The sequence below is a fragment of the Paraburkholderia sp. MPAMCS5 genome, from assembly GCF_036016995.1.
Classification (GTDB): Bacteria; Pseudomonadota; Gammaproteobacteria; order Burkholderiales; family Burkholderiaceae; genus Paraburkholderia.
Genome location: NZ_JAYXBK010000003.1, coordinates 90,358 through 111,597 on the forward strand (window position 1 = coordinate 90,358; position 21,240 = coordinate 111,597).

Annotated in this window: 20 protein-coding genes; 4 read left to right on the forward strand and 16 right to left on the reverse strand. The window is 64.6% G+C overall.

Annotation, left to right across the window (positions count from 1 at the left end):
* Positions 1-8 precede the first annotated feature (8 nt).
* A complete protein-coding gene (locus VOM14_RS08025; protein ID WP_327628201.1) occupies positions 9-941 on the reverse strand; it encodes an NAD(P)-dependent oxidoreductase in 933 nt (310 codons plus the stop codon).
* A 163-nt stretch (positions 942-1,104) separates the two neighbouring features.
* Between VOM14_RS08025 and VOM14_RS08030 the strand changes: the two genes are divergently transcribed.
* Positions 1,105-1,311: a dodecin gene (locus VOM14_RS08030; RefSeq protein WP_134455822.1), complete on the forward strand. Its 207-nt coding sequence runs from the start codon at positions 1,105-1,107 to the stop codon at positions 1,309-1,311.
* Positions 1,312-1,432: 121 nt separating this feature from the next.
* Here VOM14_RS08030 and VOM14_RS08035 read toward each other — a convergent pair whose 3' ends face one another.
* From VOM14_RS08035 to VOM14_RS08050, 4 genes are all read right to left on the reverse strand, one after another.
* Positions 1,433-2,527, reverse strand: coding sequence for a BMP family ABC transporter substrate-binding protein (locus VOM14_RS08035; protein ID WP_327628202.1), 1,095 nt, complete (start codon positions 2,525-2,527; stop codon positions 1,433-1,435).
* A 74-nt stretch (positions 2,528-2,601) separates the two neighbouring features.
* On the reverse strand, positions 2,602-3,531 hold the full coding sequence (locus VOM14_RS08040; RefSeq protein ID WP_327628203.1) for an ABC transporter permease: 930 nt from the start codon (positions 3,529-3,531) through the stop codon (positions 2,602-2,604).
* Between the two features lie 28 nt (positions 3,532-3,559).
* A complete protein-coding gene (locus VOM14_RS08045) occupies positions 3,560-4,666 on the reverse strand; it encodes an ABC transporter permease (RefSeq protein ID WP_327628204.1) in 1,107 nt (368 codons plus the stop codon).
* Positions 4,667-4,718: 52 nt separating this feature from the next.
* Complete coding sequence (locus tag VOM14_RS08050) at positions 4,719-6,329, reverse strand: ABC transporter ATP-binding protein (RefSeq protein ID WP_327628205.1); 1,611 nt, start codon at positions 6,327-6,329, stop codon at positions 4,719-4,721.
* A gap of 249 nt (positions 6,330-6,578) precedes the next feature.
* On the opposite strand from VOM14_RS08050, the gene VOM14_RS08055 reads away from it, so the two are divergent.
* Positions 6,579-7,511 carry a LysR substrate-binding domain-containing protein gene (locus VOM14_RS08055; protein ID WP_012433318.1) on the forward strand — a complete coding sequence of 311 codons (933 nt, stop codon included), beginning with the start codon at positions 6,579-6,581 and terminating at the stop codon, positions 7,509-7,511.
* Positions 7,512-7,563: 52 nt separating this feature from the next.
* Here the strand turns inward: VOM14_RS08055 and VOM14_RS08060 are convergent, their stop codons facing one another.
* The gene (locus tag VOM14_RS08060) at positions 7,564-8,964 is read right to left on the reverse strand and encodes an 8-oxoguanine deaminase (protein WP_327628206.1); all 1,401 of its coding nucleotides are present in this window, start codon (positions 8,962-8,964) and stop codon (positions 7,564-7,566) included.
* Positions 8,965-9,520: 556 nt separating this feature from the next.
* Between VOM14_RS08060 and uraH the strand changes: the two genes are divergently transcribed.
* Positions 9,521-9,874 (forward strand): hydroxyisourate hydrolase, encoded by a 354-nt coding sequence (uraH, locus tag VOM14_RS08065; RefSeq protein WP_327628207.1) that lies wholly within the window; start codon positions 9,521-9,523, stop codon positions 9,872-9,874.
* Between the two features lie 229 nt (positions 9,875-10,103).
* On the forward strand, positions 10,104-11,294 hold the full coding sequence (locus VOM14_RS08070) for a urate hydroxylase PuuD (protein WP_327628208.1): 1,191 nt from the start codon (positions 10,104-10,106) through the stop codon (positions 11,292-11,294).
* A gap of 341 nt (positions 11,295-11,635) precedes the next feature.
* On the opposite strand, the gene VOM14_RS08075 is transcribed toward VOM14_RS08070, so the two are convergent.
* The 10 genes from VOM14_RS08075 to VOM14_RS08120 all read right to left on the reverse strand — a co-directional run bounded on the left by VOM14_RS08075 (position 11,636) and on the right by VOM14_RS08120 (position 21,043).
* Positions 11,636-12,148 (reverse strand): ureidoglycolate lyase, encoded by a 513-nt coding sequence (locus VOM14_RS08075; RefSeq protein WP_327628209.1) that lies wholly within the window; start codon positions 12,146-12,148, stop codon positions 11,636-11,638.
* Positions 12,145-13,158: an allantoicase gene (gene alc, locus VOM14_RS08080; protein ID WP_327628210.1), complete on the reverse strand. Its 1,014-nt coding sequence runs from the start codon at positions 13,156-13,158 to the stop codon at positions 12,145-12,147. Before alc ends, VOM14_RS08075 begins: the two co-directional genes overlap by 4 nt.
* Positions 13,159-13,241: 83 nt before the next feature.
* Positions 13,242-13,763 carry a 2-oxo-4-hydroxy-4-carboxy-5-ureidoimidazoline decarboxylase gene (uraD, locus tag VOM14_RS08085; protein WP_327628211.1) on the reverse strand — a complete coding sequence of 174 codons (522 nt, stop codon included), beginning with the start codon at positions 13,761-13,763 and terminating at the stop codon, positions 13,242-13,244.
* Positions 13,760-14,710 carry an allantoinase PuuE gene (puuE, locus tag VOM14_RS08090; protein WP_327628212.1) on the reverse strand — a complete coding sequence of 317 codons (951 nt, stop codon included), beginning with the start codon at positions 14,708-14,710 and terminating at the stop codon, positions 13,760-13,762. Before puuE ends, uraD begins: the two co-directional genes overlap by 4 nt.
* 204 nt (positions 14,711-14,914) lie before the next feature.
* Positions 14,915-15,742, reverse strand: coding sequence for an aspartate/glutamate racemase family protein (locus tag VOM14_RS08095; protein ID WP_327628213.1), 828 nt, complete (start codon positions 15,740-15,742; stop codon positions 14,915-14,917).
* 61 nt (positions 15,743-15,803) lie between these two features.
* Positions 15,804-17,303, reverse strand: a complete 1,500-nt coding sequence (locus tag VOM14_RS08100) for an NCS1 family nucleobase:cation symporter-1 (protein ID WP_327628214.1) — start codon at positions 17,301-17,303, stop codon at positions 15,804-15,806.
* 368 nt (positions 17,304-17,671) lie between these two features.
* Positions 17,672-18,424 carry a GntR family transcriptional regulator gene (locus tag VOM14_RS08105; RefSeq protein WP_327628215.1) on the reverse strand — a complete coding sequence of 251 codons (753 nt, stop codon included), beginning with the start codon at positions 18,422-18,424 and terminating at the stop codon, positions 17,672-17,674.
* 310 nt (positions 18,425-18,734) lie between these two features.
* A complete protein-coding gene (ldcA, locus tag VOM14_RS08110) occupies positions 18,735-19,661 on the reverse strand; it encodes a muramoyltetrapeptide carboxypeptidase (RefSeq protein WP_327628216.1) in 927 nt (308 codons plus the stop codon).
* 66 nt (positions 19,662-19,727) lie between these two features.
* Positions 19,728-20,309, reverse strand: coding sequence for a tRNA adenosine(34) deaminase TadA (tadA, locus tag VOM14_RS08115; protein ID WP_327628590.1), 582 nt, complete (start codon positions 20,307-20,309; stop codon positions 19,728-19,730).
* 287 nt (positions 20,310-20,596) lie between these two features.
* Positions 20,597-21,043, reverse strand: a complete 447-nt coding sequence (locus VOM14_RS08120; protein ID WP_327628217.1) for a DnaJ family domain-containing protein — start codon at positions 21,041-21,043, stop codon at positions 20,597-20,599.
* Between the last annotated feature and the right edge of the window lie 197 nt (positions 21,044-21,240).

Sequence of the window (21,240 nt, forward strand, 5' to 3'; positions counted from 1 at the left end):
GCCGCACGCTAGCGGCCGGCGCCGCCGCGCGGCGTCTGCAAAACGTCGACGAACGCGGACAGGTCGGCCTCGCCGAGCCCCATTGCCGCACCGAGCCGCAGCAATTGCTGGACCGTCGCCGACACGGGCATCGGCGTGCCCGTCTCATATGCGGTGGCCGCGACGGTGTCGACGTCCTTCTGAAAGGTACGCAAAGCGCCAATCGGCGCGAGGCCGCTTTGCGTCATGCGCGGCACGAAGGTTTGCAGCAGCACGGAATCGGCCCAGCCGCCGGCGAGCGCCTCGGTGAGCCGCGCGGCGTCGATGCCGCTGCGCTCGGCAAGGCTCACCGCCTCGGCAATCGCCGCGATCGTCGCGGTCACGATGGTCTGATTGCAAAGCTTGGCCGTCTGTCCGGCGCCGACGTCGCCCATGTGCGTCACGCGCGCCGCATACGCGGCGAGCAAGGGCTTGATCGCGTCGACGTCCGCGGCCGCGCCGCCGGCCATCACGGCGAGCGTGCCAGCTTGCGCTCCCGCGACGCCGCCCGACACGGGCGCGTCGATCCAGCCGGCGCCCGACTGGTTGGTGGCGTGGTCCGTCGCTCCACTCGAAACCGCTGCCGCGCGCAGCGCCAACGCACGCGTCGCCGCGGGCGGAATGCTCGAATGATCGACGATCCAGCGCACGCGGAGCGGCTCTGCCGGGTTGGCGCCGCCCAGCAGCCCTGCCGCGCCGAATACGGTTTCCTCGACCGCCGGCGCATCCGCGAGACACAGCAGCACCGCTTCACAGCGCGTGGCCAGTTCACGCGGCGCGTCGACCACCTGCGCGCCTTCGGCAGCCAACGCCTCGGCCTTGGCCCGCGTGCGATTCCAGACGCGCACGGTATGCCCCGCGCGCAGCAGATGCCGGATCATCGGCGCGCCCATCAGGCCGGGACCGCAAAAACCAATTTCCACTTTTGTCACCTCATCGGATTTTCAGATTGCGTCGGACGGACATCATAACGGGCCGTCCGGCGGGCACGCGACGTGCGGCATCACTCGTTCGCGCGGCGGGCGTCCTTACCCGATTCCGTTACCTATACTCTTTGAACGTCAACGAAGATCAAAGGAGAACTTCATGTCAGACCACGTCTACAAGCAGATCGAACTGACCGGCTCATCGACGAAATCGATTGACGACGCCATCAGCACCGCGATCACCAAAGCGTCGAAAACGCTACGCAATCTGCATTGGTTCGAAGTGACGGAAACACGGGGCCAGATCGAGAACGACAAGGTGGCGTACTGGCAGGTGACGATCAAGGTCGGCCTGCGCATCGATTGACGAAGCGCGGCGCGCGCCGCAACTCAGCACGAGCGAAACAAACGAGCTGCGTTCCCGACAGCGAACGTAGCTCTTTCTGACGGCGGCGATTCAAGCCATCCGCCGCCGAAACGCAAAAGTCTTACTTCGGCAAGGAACCGTCCACGCCCTCGACGTACCAGTTCAGACGTTGCAATTCCGGATCGCTCAGCGTCTTGCCGCCCGGCACCTTCACCGCGCCGGATTGATCCTTGATCGGGCCGGAGAACACATCCCACTTGCCGCCCGCCAGTTCCTCGCGCTTCGCGGCCACTTTCTTCTGCGCGTCGGCCGAAATCACCGACGTATTCAGATCTTCCAGATTGACGGCCTTCTGCGGAATGCCCCACCACACCGGGTCGTTCTTCCACTTGCCGTCGAGCACCTGCTGGATCGCCGCGTTGTAGTACACGCCCCAGTGCGCGACCACCGAGCCCAGATGCGCGTCAGGGCCGAACTTTTTCATGTCCGAATCCCAGCCGAACGCATGCACGTGCTTCTCGGACGCCGTCGCGAGCGTCGCGCTCGAATCGGTGTTCTGCAGCAGCACGTCCGCGCCCTGGCCGATCAGCGTTTCAGCGGCCTGCTTTTCCTTACCCGGATCGAACCAGCTATTGATCCAGATGACCTTCGTATGCACCTTCGGATTGACCGAACGCGCGCCGAGCGTGTACGCGTTGATGTTGCGCACGACTTCCGGAATCGGCACCGACGCGACGAAACCGAGCGTGTTCGTCTTCGTCACGTAGCCCGCGGCGACGCCGGCGAGATAGGCGCCCTGATACATGCGCACGTCATAGGTGCCGAAGTTCGGCGCCTTCTTGTAGCCGGTCGCGTGCAGGAACACGGTGTCCGGGAAATCCTTCGCGACCTTCAGCTCGAAGTCCTGATAGCCGAAGCTCGACCCGATGATGATCTTGTTGCCCTTGTTCGCCAGATCGCGGAACACGCGTTCCGAGTCGGCCGATTCGGGCACGTTCTCGATGCGCGTGATCTTGACCTTATTGCCGAACTTCGCCTCGGCTTCCTTCGAACCCTGATCGTGCGCGAAGGTCCAGCCGGCATCGCCCGGATTGCCGAGATAGACGAACGCGACGCCCGGCGCGTCCGCCGCCCGCGCGGACTGCGCAAGCGGCGCAGCCAGCGCGAGCGAGGCCGCGCCCCAGGCGAAAGCGGTCAGCAGATTTCTTCTCTTCATGTTGTTTTCTCCAGTCGTGTGGGTCCGGTCATTGAAACGTGTTGGGTCATAAAAGCGGGCAATCAGGCGACGCCTCAGCCCGCCGAGAAAAACGGCCTGCCGAGCGAGGCCGGCGCATTCAGGCGAATCGTGTTCGGATTGCGCGAGATCAGCACGAGCACGACGACCGTGGCGACGTACGGGAGCATCGCGAGGAATTGCGTCGGAACCGGCATGCCGATGGCCTGTGCGTAAAACTGCAGCCCCGTGACCGCGCCGAACAGCAACGCGCCAATCAGCAGACGCCCAGGGCGCCACGTCGCGAACACGACGAGCGCGAGCGCGATCCAGCCGCGCCCCGAAGTCAGGTTTTCCTGCCACAGATGCAGGTTGACGATCGAGTAGTACCCCCCCGCGAGGCCCGCCATGCCGCCGCCGAAAGCGACCGCGCCGTAGCGCACGCCGACCACCGGAAAGCCGACCGAATGCGCGACCTGCGGCGACTCGCCGACCGAGCGCAGCACGAGCCCCGCGCGCGTGCGGTACAGGAACCAGCCGATCGCGGCGAACATCAGGAACGCGAGGTAATCGAGCGGCGTGAGGCTGAAGAGAGCGGGCCCGAGCACCGGAATTTTCGAAAGACCAGGAATGGTCCATGTGTCGATCGTCGCGCGCACCGCCGCCGACGTGTACGGCTTGCCGACATACGCGGACAGGCCGATGCCGAAGATGGTCAGGGAAAGGCCGGTGGCGACCTGATTGGCGAGCATGGTGAGCGTGAGAAACGCGAACAGCAGCGACATCGCGAGGCCCGCGCCGACGGCGGCGAGCACGCCGAGCCACGGGTTGCCGGTGATCGCGGTGACCGCGTAGCCGGACACGGCGCCCATCAGCATCATGCCTTCCACGCCGAGGTTGAGCACGCCCGACTTTTCGGCGACGAGTTCGCCCGCGCCCGCGAACATCAGCGGAATCGCGGCGGTGACGGCGCTCGAGGTGAGCGCGCTGGCTTGTTGAATATCCATGGAATGCGGCAGCGAAGCGGTAGACGGGTCAGCGGGCTTGCGCGGCAACGGAGCGCCGGCGCACACGGTAATTCACGAACAGATCGGCGCCCAGCAGGCAGAACAGCAGCAGCCCCTGGAACACGCCGGAAAGCGCCTGCGGCAGTTGCATCGAGGTCTGCACCGCTTCGCCGCCGAGGTACAGCAGCGCCATCAGCAGACTCGCGAGCACGATGCCGACCGGATGCAGCCGCCCGACGAACACGACAATGATCGCGGTGAAGCCGTAACCGGGCGACCACGTCGCCTGCAACTGGCCGATCGGGCCGGCAATTTCGCCCATGCCCGCAAGACCGGCCAACCCGCCGCTGATGAGCAGCGACATCCAGATGGTTTTCTTATCGGAAAAGCCCGCGTAGCGCGCGGCGAGCGGCGCGAGGCCGCCGACGTTCATCCGGTAGCCCGCAAAGCTCTTGCGCATGAAGAGCCACACGAGCGGAATCGCGGCCAGCGTGATGAACACCGACGCATTGAGCCGCGTGCCGCGCAGCCATTTCCAATGCCAGTCGCCATAGAACGTCGGGTACAGCGCGTCGCCGCTGAACATTTCCGAGAGCGGAAAATTCATGCCCTGCGGATCGCGCCACGGGCCGCTCACCAGATAGATCAGTAGTTGCGTCGCCACATACGTGAGCATCAGGCTCACGAGAATCTCGTTGGTGTTGAAGCGGCTTTTCAGGAGCGCCGGAATCGCCGCCCAGAACATGCCGCCGATCGCGCCGGCGAGCATCATCAGCGGCAAGATCCACCAGCCGGTGGCCTGATCGAAATAGATCGCGACGCCGCTCGCGGCAATCCCGCCGAGCAGCATCTGCCCTTCCGCGCCGATGTTCCAGACATTCGCGCGGTAGCCGACGGCGAGACCAAGGCCGATCAGACACAGCGGCGACGCCTTGAGCAGCAGCTCCGCCCAGCCGTTCACGCTGGACAGCGGTTCGATGAAAAACGCGTGCATGGCTTGCAGCGGATCGCGGCCGACAAGCCCGAATATCACGAAGCCAATGGCCAGCGTGAGCAGAGCGGCGATCAGCGGCACGGCCAGCTGCATGGTGCGCGAGGGCGTCGTGCGCGCTTCGAGTCGATACGGAAGAATCATGGGTAGCGTGTGAATTGTCGTGTTCTGATTTGGGTCGCGGGGCGCGCGCGTCTTAAACGCGCGCCGGATGCCCGGCTGAAGGCGCCGCGCCTTCGCGGCCGCCAAACAGGCCCGCCATCCAGCGGCCGATTTCCTCGGCATTGGTCGCGCCCGTCGTGCGCACCGGCGAGAGCCTGCCGCCCGCGAGCACCGCGATCCGGTCGCAGATGTCGAATAGCTCCTCCAACTCCTCCGAGATCACGAGGATCGCGACGCCGCGCGCCGACAAATCGAGCAGTTGCTGGCGAATGAACGCGGCCGCGCCGACATCGACGCCCCATGTGGGCTGCGCGACCACCAGCACCTTGGGCGCCTGCAGAATCTCGCGGCCCACGATGTACTTCTGCAGATTGCCGCCCGACAGGCTTTGCGCGAGCGCTTCGGAGCCGCCGCAACGCACGTCGAAGGCTTCGATGCAGCGTCTCGCGAACGCGCGCATCGCGCCCGCCTTGATCCACCCCGAACTCACCATCTTCTGCCGATGCGCGGTCAGCAGCGCATTTTCCGAGAGCGTCATGGCGGGCACCGCGCCGCGGCCCAGCCGCTCCTCGGGCACGAAGCCAAAGCCGAGCGCGCGCCGGCCGCCCGCGCCGAGACGCCCCGCGGGCTTGCCGCAGATCGTGACCGAGGAGGCGGAATGCTTGTTCGCGCCGCGCTTTTCGCCGGACAGCGCGGACAGCAGTTCCGCCTGGCCGTTGCCCGAGACGCCCGCGATGCCGAAAATCTCGCCCGCGTGCACGGCGAACGACACGTTGTCGAGCGAGGTGCCGAACGGGTCGTCGCTTTCCACCGACAGCGCCTTCACGTCGAGCAGCACGGCGCCCGGATTGTGCTCGCGGCGCGTGTAGTCGGGCAGCGAATGGCCGACCATCAATTGCGCGAGCGAGGCATGCGTTTCCTCTTTCGGCGTGACGTGGCCGGTCACGCGACCGCCGCGCATCACCGTGGCGGTGTCGCACAGTTCCTGGATCTCGTCGAGCTTGTGGCTGATGTAGAGGATGCTGCAGCCCTCGGCGGCGAGCCGGCGCAGCGTCGCGAAAAGCTTGCGCACCGCCTGCGGCGTGAGCACGGACGTGGGCTCGTCCATGATCAGAAGCCGCGGGTTCTGCAACAGGCAGCGCACGATCTCCACGCGCTGCCGCTCGCCCACCGTGAGGCTATGCACATGGCGCTGCGGATCGATGTCGAGGCCGTAATCGGCGGAGACTTCGCGGATGCGCTTGGACAGCGCCTTCAGGTCGAATGGTTCGTCGAGCGCGAGCGCGATGTTTTCGCCGACCGTGAGCGTCTCGAACAGCGAAAAGTGCTGGAACACCATGCCGATGCCGAGCTTGCGCGCGGCCGCCGGACTCGCGATGTCGAGCGCCTCGCCTTCCCAGTGAATCTCGCCGGCGTCGGGGCGAACCGCGCCGTAGATGATTTTCATCAACGTGCTTTTGCCGGCGCCGTTCTCGCCGAGCACGGCGTGAATCTCGCCGGGCGCGACGATCAGCGTGACGTCGTCGTTGGCGCGCACGGCCGGATATTGTTTGGTGATGCCCTTGAGCATCAGCCGGGGCGCCGCCTGTTCCGGCCTCGCTGCCGGCTGCGCGGCGGCGCCGTCGCTATAAGAAGAGTCGCTCATGTGATTCCGTAGTACGCCAGTGACTGCGGTTGCCGTGCGGTCGTCCGTCTTGCCGGCGGCCGATCCGTCACCACAACCGGATGACAATACCTAATTCGACCCGCTCAGTCGAGCCGACAAAATTCCCCGAAACCCGCGCCACAGCGCGCTCTGCGGGTATGTCTCCCTTGACGCAGTCTCGCGTTCATATTAAAACGCATATACCCCCACGCCCACTCGATCAGCCAGCACATATATTTCGGAGAAGTCATGAGTCAGCAACGCGAGGCGATCGATACCTATCTTTTACGCGTCTTGCATACCCTGTTGATGGAGCGCAGCGTCACGCGCGCGGCCGTCAAACTGAATCAATCGCAACCCGCCATCAGCGCGGCGCTGCGCCGTCTGCGCGACATCACCGGCGACCCGCTCCTCGTGCGCGGCAAATCCGGCATGGTGCCCACCGAATACGGCCTGCGTCTGCTCGAACCGGTGCAGAACGCGCTGCGGGAAATCGAGCGCATCAAGTTCCAGCAGCACAATTTCGATCCGGCGACATCGATCCGCTGTTACCGGATCGGCTGCCCGGACTATCTGAACGTGCTGTTCGTGCCGACAGTGGTCGAACGCTTCCGCCAGGCCGCGCCGAACGCCACGCTCGAATTTCATTCGCTCGGCCCCGCGTTCGACTACGAACTCGCGCTGGAAGACGGCAAGCTCGACATCGTCGTGGGCAACTGGCCGGAACCGCCGGAGCAGCTGCATCTGTCGAACCTGTTCGTCGATCAGATCGTCTGCCTGATGAGCAACGCGCATCCGTTCGCCAAACGCGGCGGGCTCACGCTCGACCAGTATCTGAATGCGCCGCATCTCGCGCCGACTCCCTATTCGGTGGGCCAGCGCGGCGCGATCGACGTGCATCTCGCGCGCGAGCGGTTAAAGCGCCACGTGGTCGTCACGTTGCCGTACTTCAATCTCGCGCCGTACGTGCTGATCAAGTCCGATCTCATTTTCACGACCACGCGCCTCTTCGCGGATTACTACGCCAAATTCCTGCCGCTCACCGTGGTGCCCGCGCCGCTCGATTTCCCGCCGATGCAGTATTACCAGCTCTGGCACGAACGCGTGCATTATTCCGACGAAGTGCGCTGGCTGCGCAGTCTCGTCGCCGAAGCGACCAAAACCTTGATCGACAAGCCTTGAGACCGGCGGCGCCTGCATGACGGGTCGGGCCGCGGCCCGATATCCGCCTGCGTCACGCCGCCGCTTCGTAAAGCGCCTTAGCCAACCGGTTGTGCTGCCCGATGACCGGTTCCAGGTCAAGCGTGGTCAACCGTCCGTCCTTCACCACCAGCTTGCCGCCGATCACGCTGTGACTCACCTGCGACGGCGCGCAGAATACCAGCGCCGCGACCGGGTCGTGCAATGCGCCCGCAAAGAGCGGCTGACCGAGATCGAACGAGACGAAGTCCGCCGCCATGCCCGGCGCCAGCGCGCCGATGTCGTCGCGATTGAGCACCTTCGCGCCGCCGAGCGTCGCGATTTCCAGGGCTCCGCGCGCGGTCATCGCGTCGGGGCCGAAACCGACGCGCTGCAACAACAACGCCTGGCGCACTTCGGCGACCATCTGCGCGCCGTCGTTCGACGCGCAACCGTCGACGCCCAGACCGACCGGCACGCCCGCGAGCCGCATCCGCCTGACCGGCGCGATGCCCGACGCGAGCCGCATGTTCGAGCACGGACAGTGCGCGACGCCGGTGCCGGTGCGCGCGAACAGTTCGATGCCGGCGTCGTCGAGTTGCACGCAGTGCGCGTGCCATACATCGCGCCCGACCCAGCCGAGATCTTCCGCATACTGCGCGGGCGTCATGCCGAACTTCTCGCGGCTGTATTCCACGTCATTGGTGTTCTCGGCCAGATGCGTGTGCAGCGAGACGCCGTAGTGCCGCGCCATCGCCGCCGACTCGCGCATCAGATCACGGCTCACCGAAAACGGCGAGCATGGCGCGACGACCACGCGCAGCATCGCGTAACGTCCGTCGTCGTGATACGTCTCGATCAGGCGTTGCGTGTCCTTCAGAATGTCCGCTTCACGCTCCACCACGGAATCGGGCGGCAAGCCGCCGTCTTTTCGCCCGACGCTCATGCTGCCGCGCGCCGCGTGAAAACGCATGCCGATACGGCGCGCCGCGGCGATGCTGTCGTCGAGCCGGCTGCCGTTCGGATAGATATACAGATGGTCGCTCGATGTCGTGCAACCGGACAGCAGCAGCTCGGCCATTGCCGTCAATGTGGAGACTTCGATCATCTCCGGCGTGAGGTTCGCCCACACCTTGTACAGATTCGTGAGCCAGCCGAACAGCTCGGCGTTCTGCGCGCCGGGAACCGCGCGCGTGAGGCTCTGGTACATGTGGTGATGCGTGTTCACGAGGCCGGGAATCACCAGGTGTCCGCGCAGGTCGAGTATTTCGTCGGCCGTTTGCGGCAGCTCCGCCGTCGGCCCGACCGCGACAATGCGATTGTCTTCGATATAGAGACCGCCGTCGCGCAGTTCGCGCCGCGCGCCGTCCATCGTGACGAGCACGTCCGCGTGTTGGACCAGCATTGTTTTCTTCGGCCTGCTCGTCGTTGTTTGTGCCGCCTGTTCCATCGTCATCCGTTTCTCCGCTTGATTGCTGCCGTGCAAAGTCGTGCGAACGCGATGTGACGGCGCGCCAACCGCGCCGCCGCGTCCCGTCGAACGCCGTTGGCCCGGTTACCCAGCGTATTCCGCCGTCTTCGGGATGTGCGCCGCGCTGACAGCCCGCTTCTCGCTGCTTGCTGGAGCCCGTCTGGGCTCGCGATTGCCGCGGCGCACTGGCGTTACCTTCGACGGCCAAAATAACGCTGGCAACTCGCGCCGGTGCGATAACCATGTTCAGGCTGCCGATATGGAGGCGCATTTTTGACGCCGGTACGATCCAGCGGGGACATCTATGCCGCGAGATCTGCCCGAGCTGTCGCGCGGCTTTCAGCGCGCTGTCGGTCATGCGCCAGCTATTATCTTTCTTATCGCTCGCGCGTTTCGCGGGACAACTTTCTACAATGGTGCCACGGCGCTCGCTTCAATTCGCCGACGGGTATGTAGCCACTGACGTGGAGCCTCGATCCGCCGCAAACGTAATGGATCGGGACGCCGCCGAAACCTCGCATTCACATAAGGAAAATTGCGAATGGGAAAGCTCACTACCCATGTGCTCGACACCGCAAACGGCCGTCCCGGCGCGGGCATCAAGGTCGAACTCTTCGCGCTGTCGGGCGACACGCGCCGCGCGCTGAAAACCACCCTCACCAATAGCGACGGCCGCTGCGACGAACCGCTCCTGCAAGGCAACGCGCTCGTCGCGGGCGAATACGAGCTCGTGTTCGCCGCGGGCGATTACTTCGCATCGATCGGCACGAAGGTGCCGGAGCCGCGTTTCGTCGATCGTGTCGTGCTGCGCTTCGGCGTGGCCGATGCCGGCGCGCATTATCACGTACCGCTGCTCGTGTCGCCGTGGTCGTACAGCACCTATCGCGGCAGTTGACAGCGGCAGTTGACAGCGGCAGTTGACAGCGGCAGCTGACCGCGCCCGCCGAACGCGCGCGGTTCATCTCAGGACTTCAATAGAAAACGGCGTCGTGCGAACTGAGCGCACCGCGTCTTCGACCCCGCAGTCCGCGTGGGACGTCTCGCCGCGCGCACGATCCGCCAGGTGGCTCTGCGACACGCCGAACGTCGCCGCGTGAACAACGAATCAGAAGTGGAGGAGTTTCATGGAAGGCTTTATTACCGACTGGTTGAACCTGGCGATTCGCTGGTTTCACGTCATCGCCGCGATTGCATGGATCGGCGAGTCGTTTTATTTCGTCGCACTCGACAACAGCCTGAAACCGCCTCAGGACCCGAACCAGCGCAAGCGCGGCGTGTTCGGCGAACTGTGGCACGTGCATGGCGGCGGCTTCTACAACATGCAGAAGTACACCGTCGCGCCGCCGGAAATGCCGGACGATCTTCACTGGTCGAAGTGGCCGTCGTACACCACGTGGCTCTCGGGCTTCGGTCTGTTCACCGTGCTGTATCTGTTTTCGCCGTCCACGTATCTGATCGACAAGAATGTGCTCGACATGGGTCCGGTGGTCGCGGTCGCGTCGGCGCTCGGCTTTCTCGCCGCCGGCTGGATCGTGTACGACTCGTTGTGCCGCCTGCTCGGCAACAAGGACAAGGTGCTCGGCATTTGCGTGGGCGTGTATGTGCTGATCGCGGCCTGGCTCGCGTGCCATATCTTCGCGGGCCGCGCGGCGTATCTGATCATGGGCGCGATGCTCGCGACCATCATGTCGGCCAACGTGTTCTTCGTGATCATTCCGGGCCAGCGCAAGATGGTCGACGCGATGCTCAAGGGCGACACGCCGAATCCGATCTACGGCAAGCGCGGCAAGCAGCGCTCGGTGCACAACACGTATTTCACCTTGCCCGTGGTGTTCGCGATGCTGTCGAACCACTACGCGATGACCTACACGCATCCGTACAACTGGGCCGTGCTGCTCGTCATCATGCTCGCAGGCGCGCTGATCCGTCAGTTCTTCGTGATGCGTCACCGTGGCCAGGTGCTGTGGTATCTGCCGCTCGTGGGCATCGCGCTGATGTTCGGCGCCCTCTTCTGGACCATGCCGAAGCCGATCGTGCCGCAAGCGCAAGCGGCCAACGCGCCGGCGGTGAAGGTCGCCGACATCGCGCCGCTGCTGCAACAGCGCTGCGTGGCCTGCCACTCCGCGCATCCGACGATGATGGGCAGCGCCCCCGCCGGCGTGCTGCTCGACACGCCCGACGAGATCTCGCAGAACGCGCAGCGGATCTATCAGCAGGCCGTGACGCTGAAGGCGATGCCGCTCGGCAACGTCACGCATATGACCGACGACGAGCGCATGAAGATCGCCGCCTGGTTCCAGGGTGGCGCGAAGTAATGCGCCCGGCCATGCGCCCGGCCGGGCGTTGTCGGCCCGGCTAACGATGCAGGGTGAGCAAGCGGGCTTTTCGCGGAAGCGGAAAGCCCGCTTTTTTTGTCGGGTGGCGTCGCGCGGGAGGCATTGAAATGCGGCCGAAGCCTGGAACTCACCGCGATTCCTGCGTCGATTAAAAAGCCGGTCCGCGGACTTCCGCCGAACGCGGCTGCGCGCCCGCTCAAGCAACACTAAACAACATCAAACAACACCAGAGAACACCCGCCAGATACGCAAAAAAGCCCACGGCATTTCTGCCGTGGGCTTTTTGATATCGGCTTGCTCCTAACGTCGAAGCAAAAACCTTAAACCGTCACTGCGCTCAACGCATCTTCGGTGAGCCAGAGCGACGCCGTCAGATCCTGCTCGTTGAGGTTGAGCCCTTCGCCGCCGCGATCCACGACAATAAAGTCGCTCACTTCGCCCAACGCAATCAGCGGATGGTGCCACACGCCCTTCGCATAATTGACGCCCTGCCAGCCGCTCGTCACGAACGCGCGAATCTGCGATTCGTCCAGCTCGCCCGCCGGCGCGACCACCACCAGATAGGGCTTGTCGTTCAGCGGCACGAAAGCCTGGCTGCCGAGCGGATGGCGTTCGAGCATCTTCACCTCGAACGGCAGCGTGCGCGGCTGCCCGCGAAACAGGTTCACAAGCGTGCGGCCGCTCTCGTCGGTCACATCCACTTTCGCGAGATCGTGAAAACGGATCGTGGTGCCGAGGTTGATCGGAATCTGCTTCGCGCCTTCGAGTTCGATCACGTCGCCGAACGCGGCGAACGCTTCCTTTGTCAGCGGTTCGATGGCGAGCGTCTTCATGATGCGAGCGTGCCCCACAGACGCAGACGCGACACGCCGCCGTCCGGAATGATGTTAAAGCGCACGTGCGTGACGGGACCCAGCGCGGCGATCTCGCTTTCGAAGTAATGCTGCTTGTCCATTTGCAGCTTCTGTTCGCCGAGCAGCACGGGCCAGAACATGGCTTGTGTGATCAACGAACTGTCCGTGCCGCCCGTCACGTACGCGGCCTGGATCGAGCAGCGGTCGGGATAGTTGCCCTTGAAGTGCGCCGTATCGACTTCGATCTTTTTGATCACGCCGGGTTGGGCGAGCGCGACGATGGCCCAGTCGTTGCCCGGCTCGCGACGACGCCGCGTTTCCCAGCCGTCGCCCATGTTCACGCCACGGCCCGGCATCAGAATCGTGGACGCCGCGCCGAAGTGCTGGTTGTTCGCGCCGACCAGGTACGCGCCGTTTTCCATCGCGGCCAGATCGAACTGCTCAGTGCGGCTCGCGCCGGCCCAGTCGACCTGCGGCTGGCCATACACGCGCAGACGCGCGATGCCGCCGTCCGGATAGATATTCACGCGCAAATGCGTGTACGCGTTGCCGTCGCTGACTTCGTGATAGTGATGGCTGTTGCCCTGCAAGGTGGTCGACGCAACGATTTCGGTCCATTGCGTCAACTGGTTCGGCGCGCCGTCCACCACGCGCGCCGCCTCCACGGAAGCCGCCGGCGGGAAGTTACCCGTGAAGTGGCTCGTGTCGAGATCGAGCCCCTTGATCACGCCCGGACGCGCCAGCTTGACGACGCACCAGTCGTAGCCGTTGGCGCGTTTGCGGCGGGTTTCCCAGCCGTCCATCCACTTGCCGTTGTCGTCGTACTTGCCCGGAATGAAGACGGCCGGCTCCGGGTTCAGCATGCGCTCCTTCGGGGCGAAGAAGTCGTCGCTCGCCTCGAGCGCCTGCGCGCCCAGGCGCGGGTCCGCCAGGTTCACGTAGCGGCGCGTGAATTCGGGTGCGTTGGGGTCGAGAATCGGGAGTGCCATCTTTGTCTTCCTTGATGTTTGTTAATGCCAGAAAAGCTTCTGGTGAAGCGCCGCGCCCTGATCACGCGGTGATCGTGCCTCGATCACGCATTGATCAGGTCGTCGAGCCGGAAACGCGCGATACGGTAGATCTGGTCGAGGCTCGCGCGCAGTTCGTCGGCGCGGCTGTTGTTCACGCGCGCCTCGAAATTCGCGATGATGCCGTGGCGGTCATAGCCGCGCACCGCGAGAATGAACGGAAACCCGAACTTCTCGCGATACGCCGCGTTCAGCGCGAGCAGCTTGTCGAACTCTGCCTGCGTGCATTGCGCGAGGCCGGCGCCGCTCTGCTCGCGCGTGGATTCAGCCGTCAGTTCGCCGCGTACCGCTGCCTTGCCGGCCAGCTCCGGGTGAGCGTTGATCAGCGCCAGCTGTTTCTCGCCGCCCGCCGCTTCCACGATGTTCGACATCGTGCGATGCAGCGCGTCGATGCTCGCAAACGGCCGCTCGTGCGCGGCGATTTCCGCGACCCACGGCGAGTGCTCGAAGATGCCCGATAGCGCCGCGACGAACGCGTCGGTCGAAACGGTGTTGAGTTGGTCCAGTGTGTATTGCATCGCTTTCATGCCGCCGCCCCGCGGTTGTTTTGCTGATAAGGATGATGTTCGCGCCAGTGCCGCGCGATGTCGACGCGCCGCGTCACCCACACGCGATCGTGCTGTTCGATATGGTCGAGAAAACGCTGCAAGGCGCGAAAACGCCCAGGGCGCCCGAGCAGCCGGCAGTGCATGCCGACCGACAGCATCTTCGGCGCTTCGTCGCCTTCTTCGTAGAGCACGTCGAAGGCGTCGCGCAGATAGGTGAAAAAGTGGTCCGCCGTATTGAAGCCCTGCGGGCTCGCGAACCGCATGTCGTTGGTGTCGAGCGTGTACGGCACGATCAGTTGCGGCGCGTTCGCGCCGCCCGTGGTTTGCACGTCCATCCAGAACGGCAGGTCGTCGCCGTAGTAATCCGAGTCGTACAGAAAGCCGCCATATTCGGCGACGAGGCGATGCGTGTTGGGACTGTCGCGACCGGTGTACCAGCCCAGCGGACGCTCGCCCGTGACGCGCTCGATCGCTTCCATGCCGAGCCGCATATGCTCGGCCTCCTGTTCCGGCGATACGTCCTGGTAGTGAATCCAGCGATAGCCGTGACAGGCAATTTCATGACCGAGTTCGACGAACGCGCGCGCCACCTCGGGATGCCGCTCGATCGCCATGCCGACGCCGAACACCGTGAGCGGCAATCCGCGCTTTTCGAATTCACGCAGAATGCGCCACACGCCCGCGCGCGAGCCGTATTCGTAAATCGACTCCATGCTCATGTGCCGCGACGGATACGCCGCCGCGCCGACAATTTCCGAGAGGAACTGTTCCGAGCCGGGATCGCCGTGCAGCACGCAATTCTCGCCGCCCTCTTCGTAATTGAGGACGAATTGCACCGCGACGCGCGCTCGCCCCGGCCAGTTCGCCTGCACCGGGTGGCGGCCGTAGCCGATCAGATCGCGTGGGTAGTGAGGGTCGAGTGACATGTTTGACGAATGCGTGATAACGATACGTTGTAGCTCGCAAGGCGCACTGAAACGGCCTCTTGAAGCCGGTGCCGGGGATGCCGGCCATTTCCGCAATGACAGCTCGAAGCGGCGCCCGAAAGCGCGTCGTACAGCCCGCGCCGAGTTGGACCAGTGTAGCGAAAAGGCCCGGGTGCGCCCATACACCCGGCCAGATAGTGCGTGTCACACGGAATGTATGTGCGGCTGCGCTTCGCTGGTGTTTACCCGCACCGCATCGGCCACGAACACGCGCTGCGGCGCGGGCTGCGGATCGGCACCCGGCGGACTGAACGATTCGAGCGCGCCGTCGTAGCGCTTCGCCAGCGGCCTGGCATAGTCGCCGCGTTTGGCCGTTGAAAGCCGCAGCGAAACCAGCGCCTCCGTCCATTTCACGGCTGCCGTCACGCCTTCGATCACCGGCGCGCCGAGCGCGTCCTCGATCTGCGCGCACAGCTCGGCCATGCCCGCGCAGCCCAGCACGATCGCATCGGAACCGTCCTCGGCCAGCGCGCGCCGGCATTCGTCGAGGATGAGGCGCCGCGCCGCCGAGCCCGGCTTGTCGAGATCGAGCACGGCGACGTCGGTGGCGCGCACGTTACGGCAAAACCGCTTCATGCCGTAGCGTTCGGCGAGATGCCACGCCATCCCGCAGGTGCGCGCAAGCGTCGTGACCACCGAGAAGCCCGGCGCGAGCACGCTCGCCGCATGCATCGCCGCCTCGGCGATGCCGATCACCGGCCCGCGCGCCAGCTCACGCGCCGCGTAGAGGCCAGGGTCGCCGAAACAGGCGATCACGTAGCCGTCGCAGCCTTCGCGCTCGCCCGCCATCACTTCGGCGAGCAAGCCCGGCGTGGCGAGGGCTTCGTCGTAATAGCCTTCGATCGACGGCGGCCCCATGGTCGGACTCACCGCGATCACCTCGGTGCCCGGCGCGGCCACTTCGCGCGCGCAGCGGCCCATGGCATCGGTCATGCGCTGGGTCGTGTTCGGGTTGATCAGTTTGATACGCATATCGACTCCTTGTCTGCTGCCTTTTTCGGCTGCCTTTTTCGGGTAGCACCACGCCCGCGCCCTATCCGCGCGCCGGCGCCGAGCGCACGAGCACCCCATAAAACGCCGCCCCGAGGCCTGCGCCGATGAACCACGAGAAATTCGCCATGCCGTCGAGCGACGGCACCATCACGCACACCACGGCGATCAGCGCGGCCGGCAAGAGCGCCGCCACGGCCCGATAGTTGACGCCGTTGCGATACCAGTACGATCCCGTGGGCGCGACGCTGTACAGATCGTCGAGCACGACGTTCTGGCGCTTCACGAGGTAATAATCGACGATCAGGATTCCGTACAAAGGTCCGATGAAGCTGCCCAGAACATCCAGCGTGTAGTGAATGACCGCCGGATTGTTGAACAGATTCCACGGCGTGATGAAGATCGACGCGACCGCCGCGAGCATGCCGCCCGCGCGCCAGCTGATGAGCCGCGGCGCCACGTTCGAGAAGTCGAAAGCCGGCGACACGAAGTTCGCCACGATGTTGATGCCGATGGTCGCAATCGTGAAGGTCAGCGCGCCGAGAATCACCGCGGTCGGATAGTCGATGCGGCCCACGGTCTCGACAGGATCCGTGATCAGTTGCCCGAACACCGGCAGCGTGGCCGCCGTCGTGACCACTGTCACCAGCGAGAAGGCCAGGAAGTTGACCGGCAGTCCCCAGAAGTTGCCGCGCCGCACGCTGCGAAAGCTCTTGCCGTAGCGGGAAAAGTCGCCGAAATTCAGCATCGGCCCAGAGAAGTACGACACGACCAGCGAGATCGCGGTGATCATCACGGGCACCACCTGCATGCCGTGATACTTGACGCCGCCCAGGTTGATGCCGATGTTGCGCCAGCCCGCGCGATACACCATGTAGCCGGCCAGAATGAACATCACCACATAAACCGCCGGGCCCGCGAAGTCGATGAACTTCTTGATCGTCTCCATGCCGTGCCAGAACACCAGCGCCTGCAACACCCACAGCAGCATGAAGCCGCACCAGCCGAGCGTCGACAGTCCAAGGAAGGCGTGGTGATGCACGTCCGCATACGGCAGCAATTGCGGCACGAACTTCAGCACGACGATCACGAGCGCGCTGGACGCCAGGTACGTCTGGATGCCGTACCACGCCACCGCGATCAGGCCGCGAATCACCGCGGGAACGTTCGCACCGAGCACGCCGAAGGTCGCGCGGCACGCTACCGGATACGGCACGCCGTTCGTCTGGCTCGGCTTCGCGATCAGGTTGCACAGCACATTGACGATGCCAATGCCGACGAGCAGCGCGATCAGCACCTGCCAGCTCGTCAGTCCGAGCGCGAAGAGACTTCCCGCGAACACGTAGCCGCCGACGCTGTGCACGTCCGACATCCAGAACGCGAAGATGTTGTAAGCGCCCCAGGTCTGGTGACGCAAAGGCGCGAGGTCCTCGTTATACAGGCGCCTGCTGTACCCGGCCGGCAACGACGGGTCGCCGGACGCGCCGTCGCCGGCATAAGGGGGGATTGCGGAACTGCCGGGCGCTGCACTGAACTGAGCCATGATTCCTCCTTGGGATGGGACCGTCGACTGCGCATCGACGGGCAATGCATCGGCCATGCCAGTTGCGGCTGTGTCGTCGCGCGTGCCGCGTTCGCCGTCCTGCCATTTGGCTGTCCGAACGAACGTGGCGCGCGCGTGCCGATGGCCATGCCGCGGTGTCTCCGTACTGATGTACTTGTGGTTATCGCATTGCCTGCCTTGCCGCGGATGCCGGGCAATGCGTGACTGCTTCCCATGTCCGCCGCACGAGCGACGGACGTGCGTGCGCCGGCCGGGCGCGCCCGCGCGGGCCGCCTTGCAACGCTCGATGAATCCGGTTCAGTTCAGTGCGGCGCGCACCAGCAGCGGGCGCACGCCGGCCGCTTGCCTCAGCCTGGCGCGGACTTGCCTTTGCTTGACTCTCGGGATGACTCTTTTCCGACGCCGTTCAGCGCGCCGAATACTTCGTGCAGATCGGCTGCGCCACGCGCGGGCCGCTCCAGCATCTTCAACTCGACGCTTTGCAGATGGCGCGACATGAGCGCCGCCGACTCTTTGGCATCGCCGGCGTCGAGTGCGGCGAGAATGGCTTCGTGATCCTCGAACGAACAGGGGCTGCGTCCGAGCGACTCGTACAACGCCGAAATCAGCGTGGAACGCGCCACCAGTCCATCGAGACAATCGCACAGCACCGTGTTGCCCGTGAGTTGCGCCAACTCGGTGTGAAACTCGCCGGACAGGCGAATCCACGATGAAAAATCGCGCGTTTCGAACGCTTTGCGCTCACGCCCGATCATGTTGCCGATGCTTTTCAGGCGCCGCACGCCGTGGCCGCTGCAAATTTTTTCGACGACAGCCAGTTCGATGATGCGGCGCATTTCGAACACCTCATGCACTTCCTGAAGCGAAGGACTCGCGACAAATGCGCCGCGGTTCGGCTCGAGATCCACGAGACGATCGGTCGCCAGTTGCGCCAACGCTTGACGGATCGGCCCGCGCTTCACGCCGAACACTTCGCATAACTGCGCTTCGGTCAGCTTGGCGCCCGGCGCCAGCCGATGCTCGAGGATCGCGGCGCGGATGCGCTCGACAATCGCTTCGGGCTTCGAACTACTGGCATTCAGGGATTCGGTGTCGGACATGATGTACGTCTCGGTATGTTGGTCATCTTAGGATGGACATAAAAATTGTCAACAATTTTTGTTATGGTTATCGACAATCTTGGCAAGGCATGTCGGCTGTCAGGCGTCGCCGCTGGCTAGAAGCCCCGTCCAGATTGGATTCTGGTTCGATCAGGAGGGACTGGAGGTGTCTCCTGCGGCTTATTTTTGTCAACAAAACAGTTAAGCCTTCGCTGGGTTTTTGTCGCTCAAACGCGTGAAAACTTGACCGTTAGTTGCCTTAATTACTGCATTAAAAGCGGGCAGCTTGCCCGCCTTCCTGACCCGCGATTCAGCTCAAATACGGATAGTTGGATAGCGTGAGTTCGAAGCCGTTGGCGTCGGCGACGAGGTGCGCGTCGGCGCCGACCGGAAGCGTCAGCATGTCCGGCACGTGGCCGAACTGCAAGCCGGTAACGACTGGAATGCCGATCACGGACCTGATGTGCTCGATCATCGCGTGCAGGTCGTAGCCGTTGTCGTAGTCGTAGGACCTGGCGCCGGAAAAATCGCCGAGAACGAGCGCCTGCTGCTGCGCGAGAATGCCCGACAGATGCAGTTGATAAAGCATCCGCTCGATGCGAAACGGCTGCTCGTTGATGTCTTCGACGAATAGCACCCCGCCCTGCACCGGCGGCATATAAGGCGTGCCGATGAGCGACGTGAGCACCGCGAGATTGCCGCCCCACAAGGTTCCCGTGACATCCACCGCCTGCGCTTGCGGCACGTTTCTCGCGATCGTCGTGGTTGGCTTCGTCAGCGTCGACCAGAAGTGGCGCATCGTGAATTCGCTGAGGTGTTCCGCGCCGAAGTCGCTCATCAACATCGGGCCGCCGAACGTCTTGAGACCGGCGCGCGCGAAGAGCGCGAGCTGGATCGCCGTGAAATCGCTGTGGCCGACCAGCGCGACCGGCTGATCAGTCAGCCGGCGCTGCAAACCTTCATAGTCCAGCCCGTGCAGGATGCGCACGGCGCCGTACCCGCCGCGCACGGCCAGCACGATGTCGGGCAACGCGCGCGCTGGGTCCGCGAGCCGGTTGAGGTCGGCCGCGCGCTCCGCGTCGGTGCCGCCAAAGCGCTGATAGCGGCGCCGCGTGGCTTCCACCCCTTCCACGCGATGCCCTTGCGCGCGCAGGCGCTGCAACGCGCGGTGCAGCACCTCGGCGTCGTGCGGGTAGCCGGATGGCGCGATCAGATCGAAGGTGCGGTGGACGGTCATCGGCTGGACCTGCTTAATGTTGTTTGGAGCGGTTTCTGGGAGCGTTTTCCCAGATCGGCCGGGCACTCAGAGCGGCTCGGCCGGGTCTCTTTCACCGCCGACGGCCGCGCGCGCCGCCGCCCGCGCTTCGCGGCTCGCACGCCGCCGTTCGGCGAAAAACGACTTCAGCGCGGCGCCGCATTCGTTTCCGAGCACGCCGCCAGTCACGACGGTGTGATGATTCAACTGCGGGTTCGCGAATGCATCGACGACGCTGCCGCACGCGCCCGTCTTCGGATCGCGTGCGCCGAACACCACACGGGCGATGCGCGCATGCATGATCGCGCCGGCACACATCAGACACGGCTCGAGCGTCACATACAGTTCGCAGCCCGGCAAGCGATAGTTCTGCGCAACCTGCGCCGCGGCGCGCAACGCGGCCATTTCCGCGTGCGCCGAAGGATCATGCGCGCCAATCGGATGGTTGAAGCCTTTGGCGATTACCTCGTCGCCCCGCACGAGGACGGCCCCGACGGGCACTTCGCCGGCGGCTCGCGCTTCTTCGGCAGCGGCTTGGGCTAGCGCCATGAACCGGCGGTCGCGCTCGGAGAACGGGGCGTGGGATGGCGGGTCGGACGAAGCTGCCGACTGGGGCGGCTGGAGCGGCAGTGACGCGGCTGGTTCCAATCCAGTTTGCTCTGACACGACTGCCTCTGGCAAAACTGGCTTCGACGCGGCCAGCTCCATTGCGGACCGCTCCGTGAGCGTCGCATGTCCGCGCGGCTCTTCACGCGCCGACGTGTGATCTGACGTGGCGGCGACGGTTTCCGGCATGCCTGCCACCGAACCGCCGACCGAACTGCCGACACAGTCCGCAGCGCAGACAGCTGCATCCGGCGCTCTGTCCGCCTCGATCGGGTCGGGGCGAGGTGCGCCGCTGGGCATGACGGGCTCGCTCACTGCTGTCCCGCGCCGACGATATTCGCGCCGCAAGTCGCCACGCCAAAGGCATCGGCGTTAGGTGCGGCCGCGTTGGAAGCCCGCGCCGACAGCCGTTCGGCGATCCGACGACAATATTCCCGAGGCAGCATCAAAGGGCCGCCGCGCAGCGACTCGAGCGCCATGTCGAGCGCCAGCATGCGAGCCTGGAGACGGCAACGGGTAGCTCTATCGCTCACGGCATCGAGTTCAGCTTGCAGGTCGCGCAAAGCGCGCAACTGCTCAACAGCAGGCGGCACGAAGCCCGCATTTTTCAGAATCCGGTTGGCGACACGCACTTCCTTTGGGACCAGCAGGTCATCGTCCAGGTTAAGCGGCGCACCCGCGCCCGGCAAATCGTCGAACTCGCCGCGCGCGGCTGCGGCGGCAATACGCTGTTCGACTAACGCATCAAGCAATCTCATCTGCAATCCACTACGTTGCGGCCCAAACATTCTATCAGGGAGCGCACGAGGGTTCGTTTCGCCGCAATTGCCTCCTGTCGCCTCCTGTCGTCCCACACGCGCTCCTTCTGCGCTCCGCCCGGCGTTTCGGCGTTCGCGCAAGGGGACGCACATGCGCCCAGGCTTCGTCGGCTTTGAACCGCGCGAATCGGTGCTGC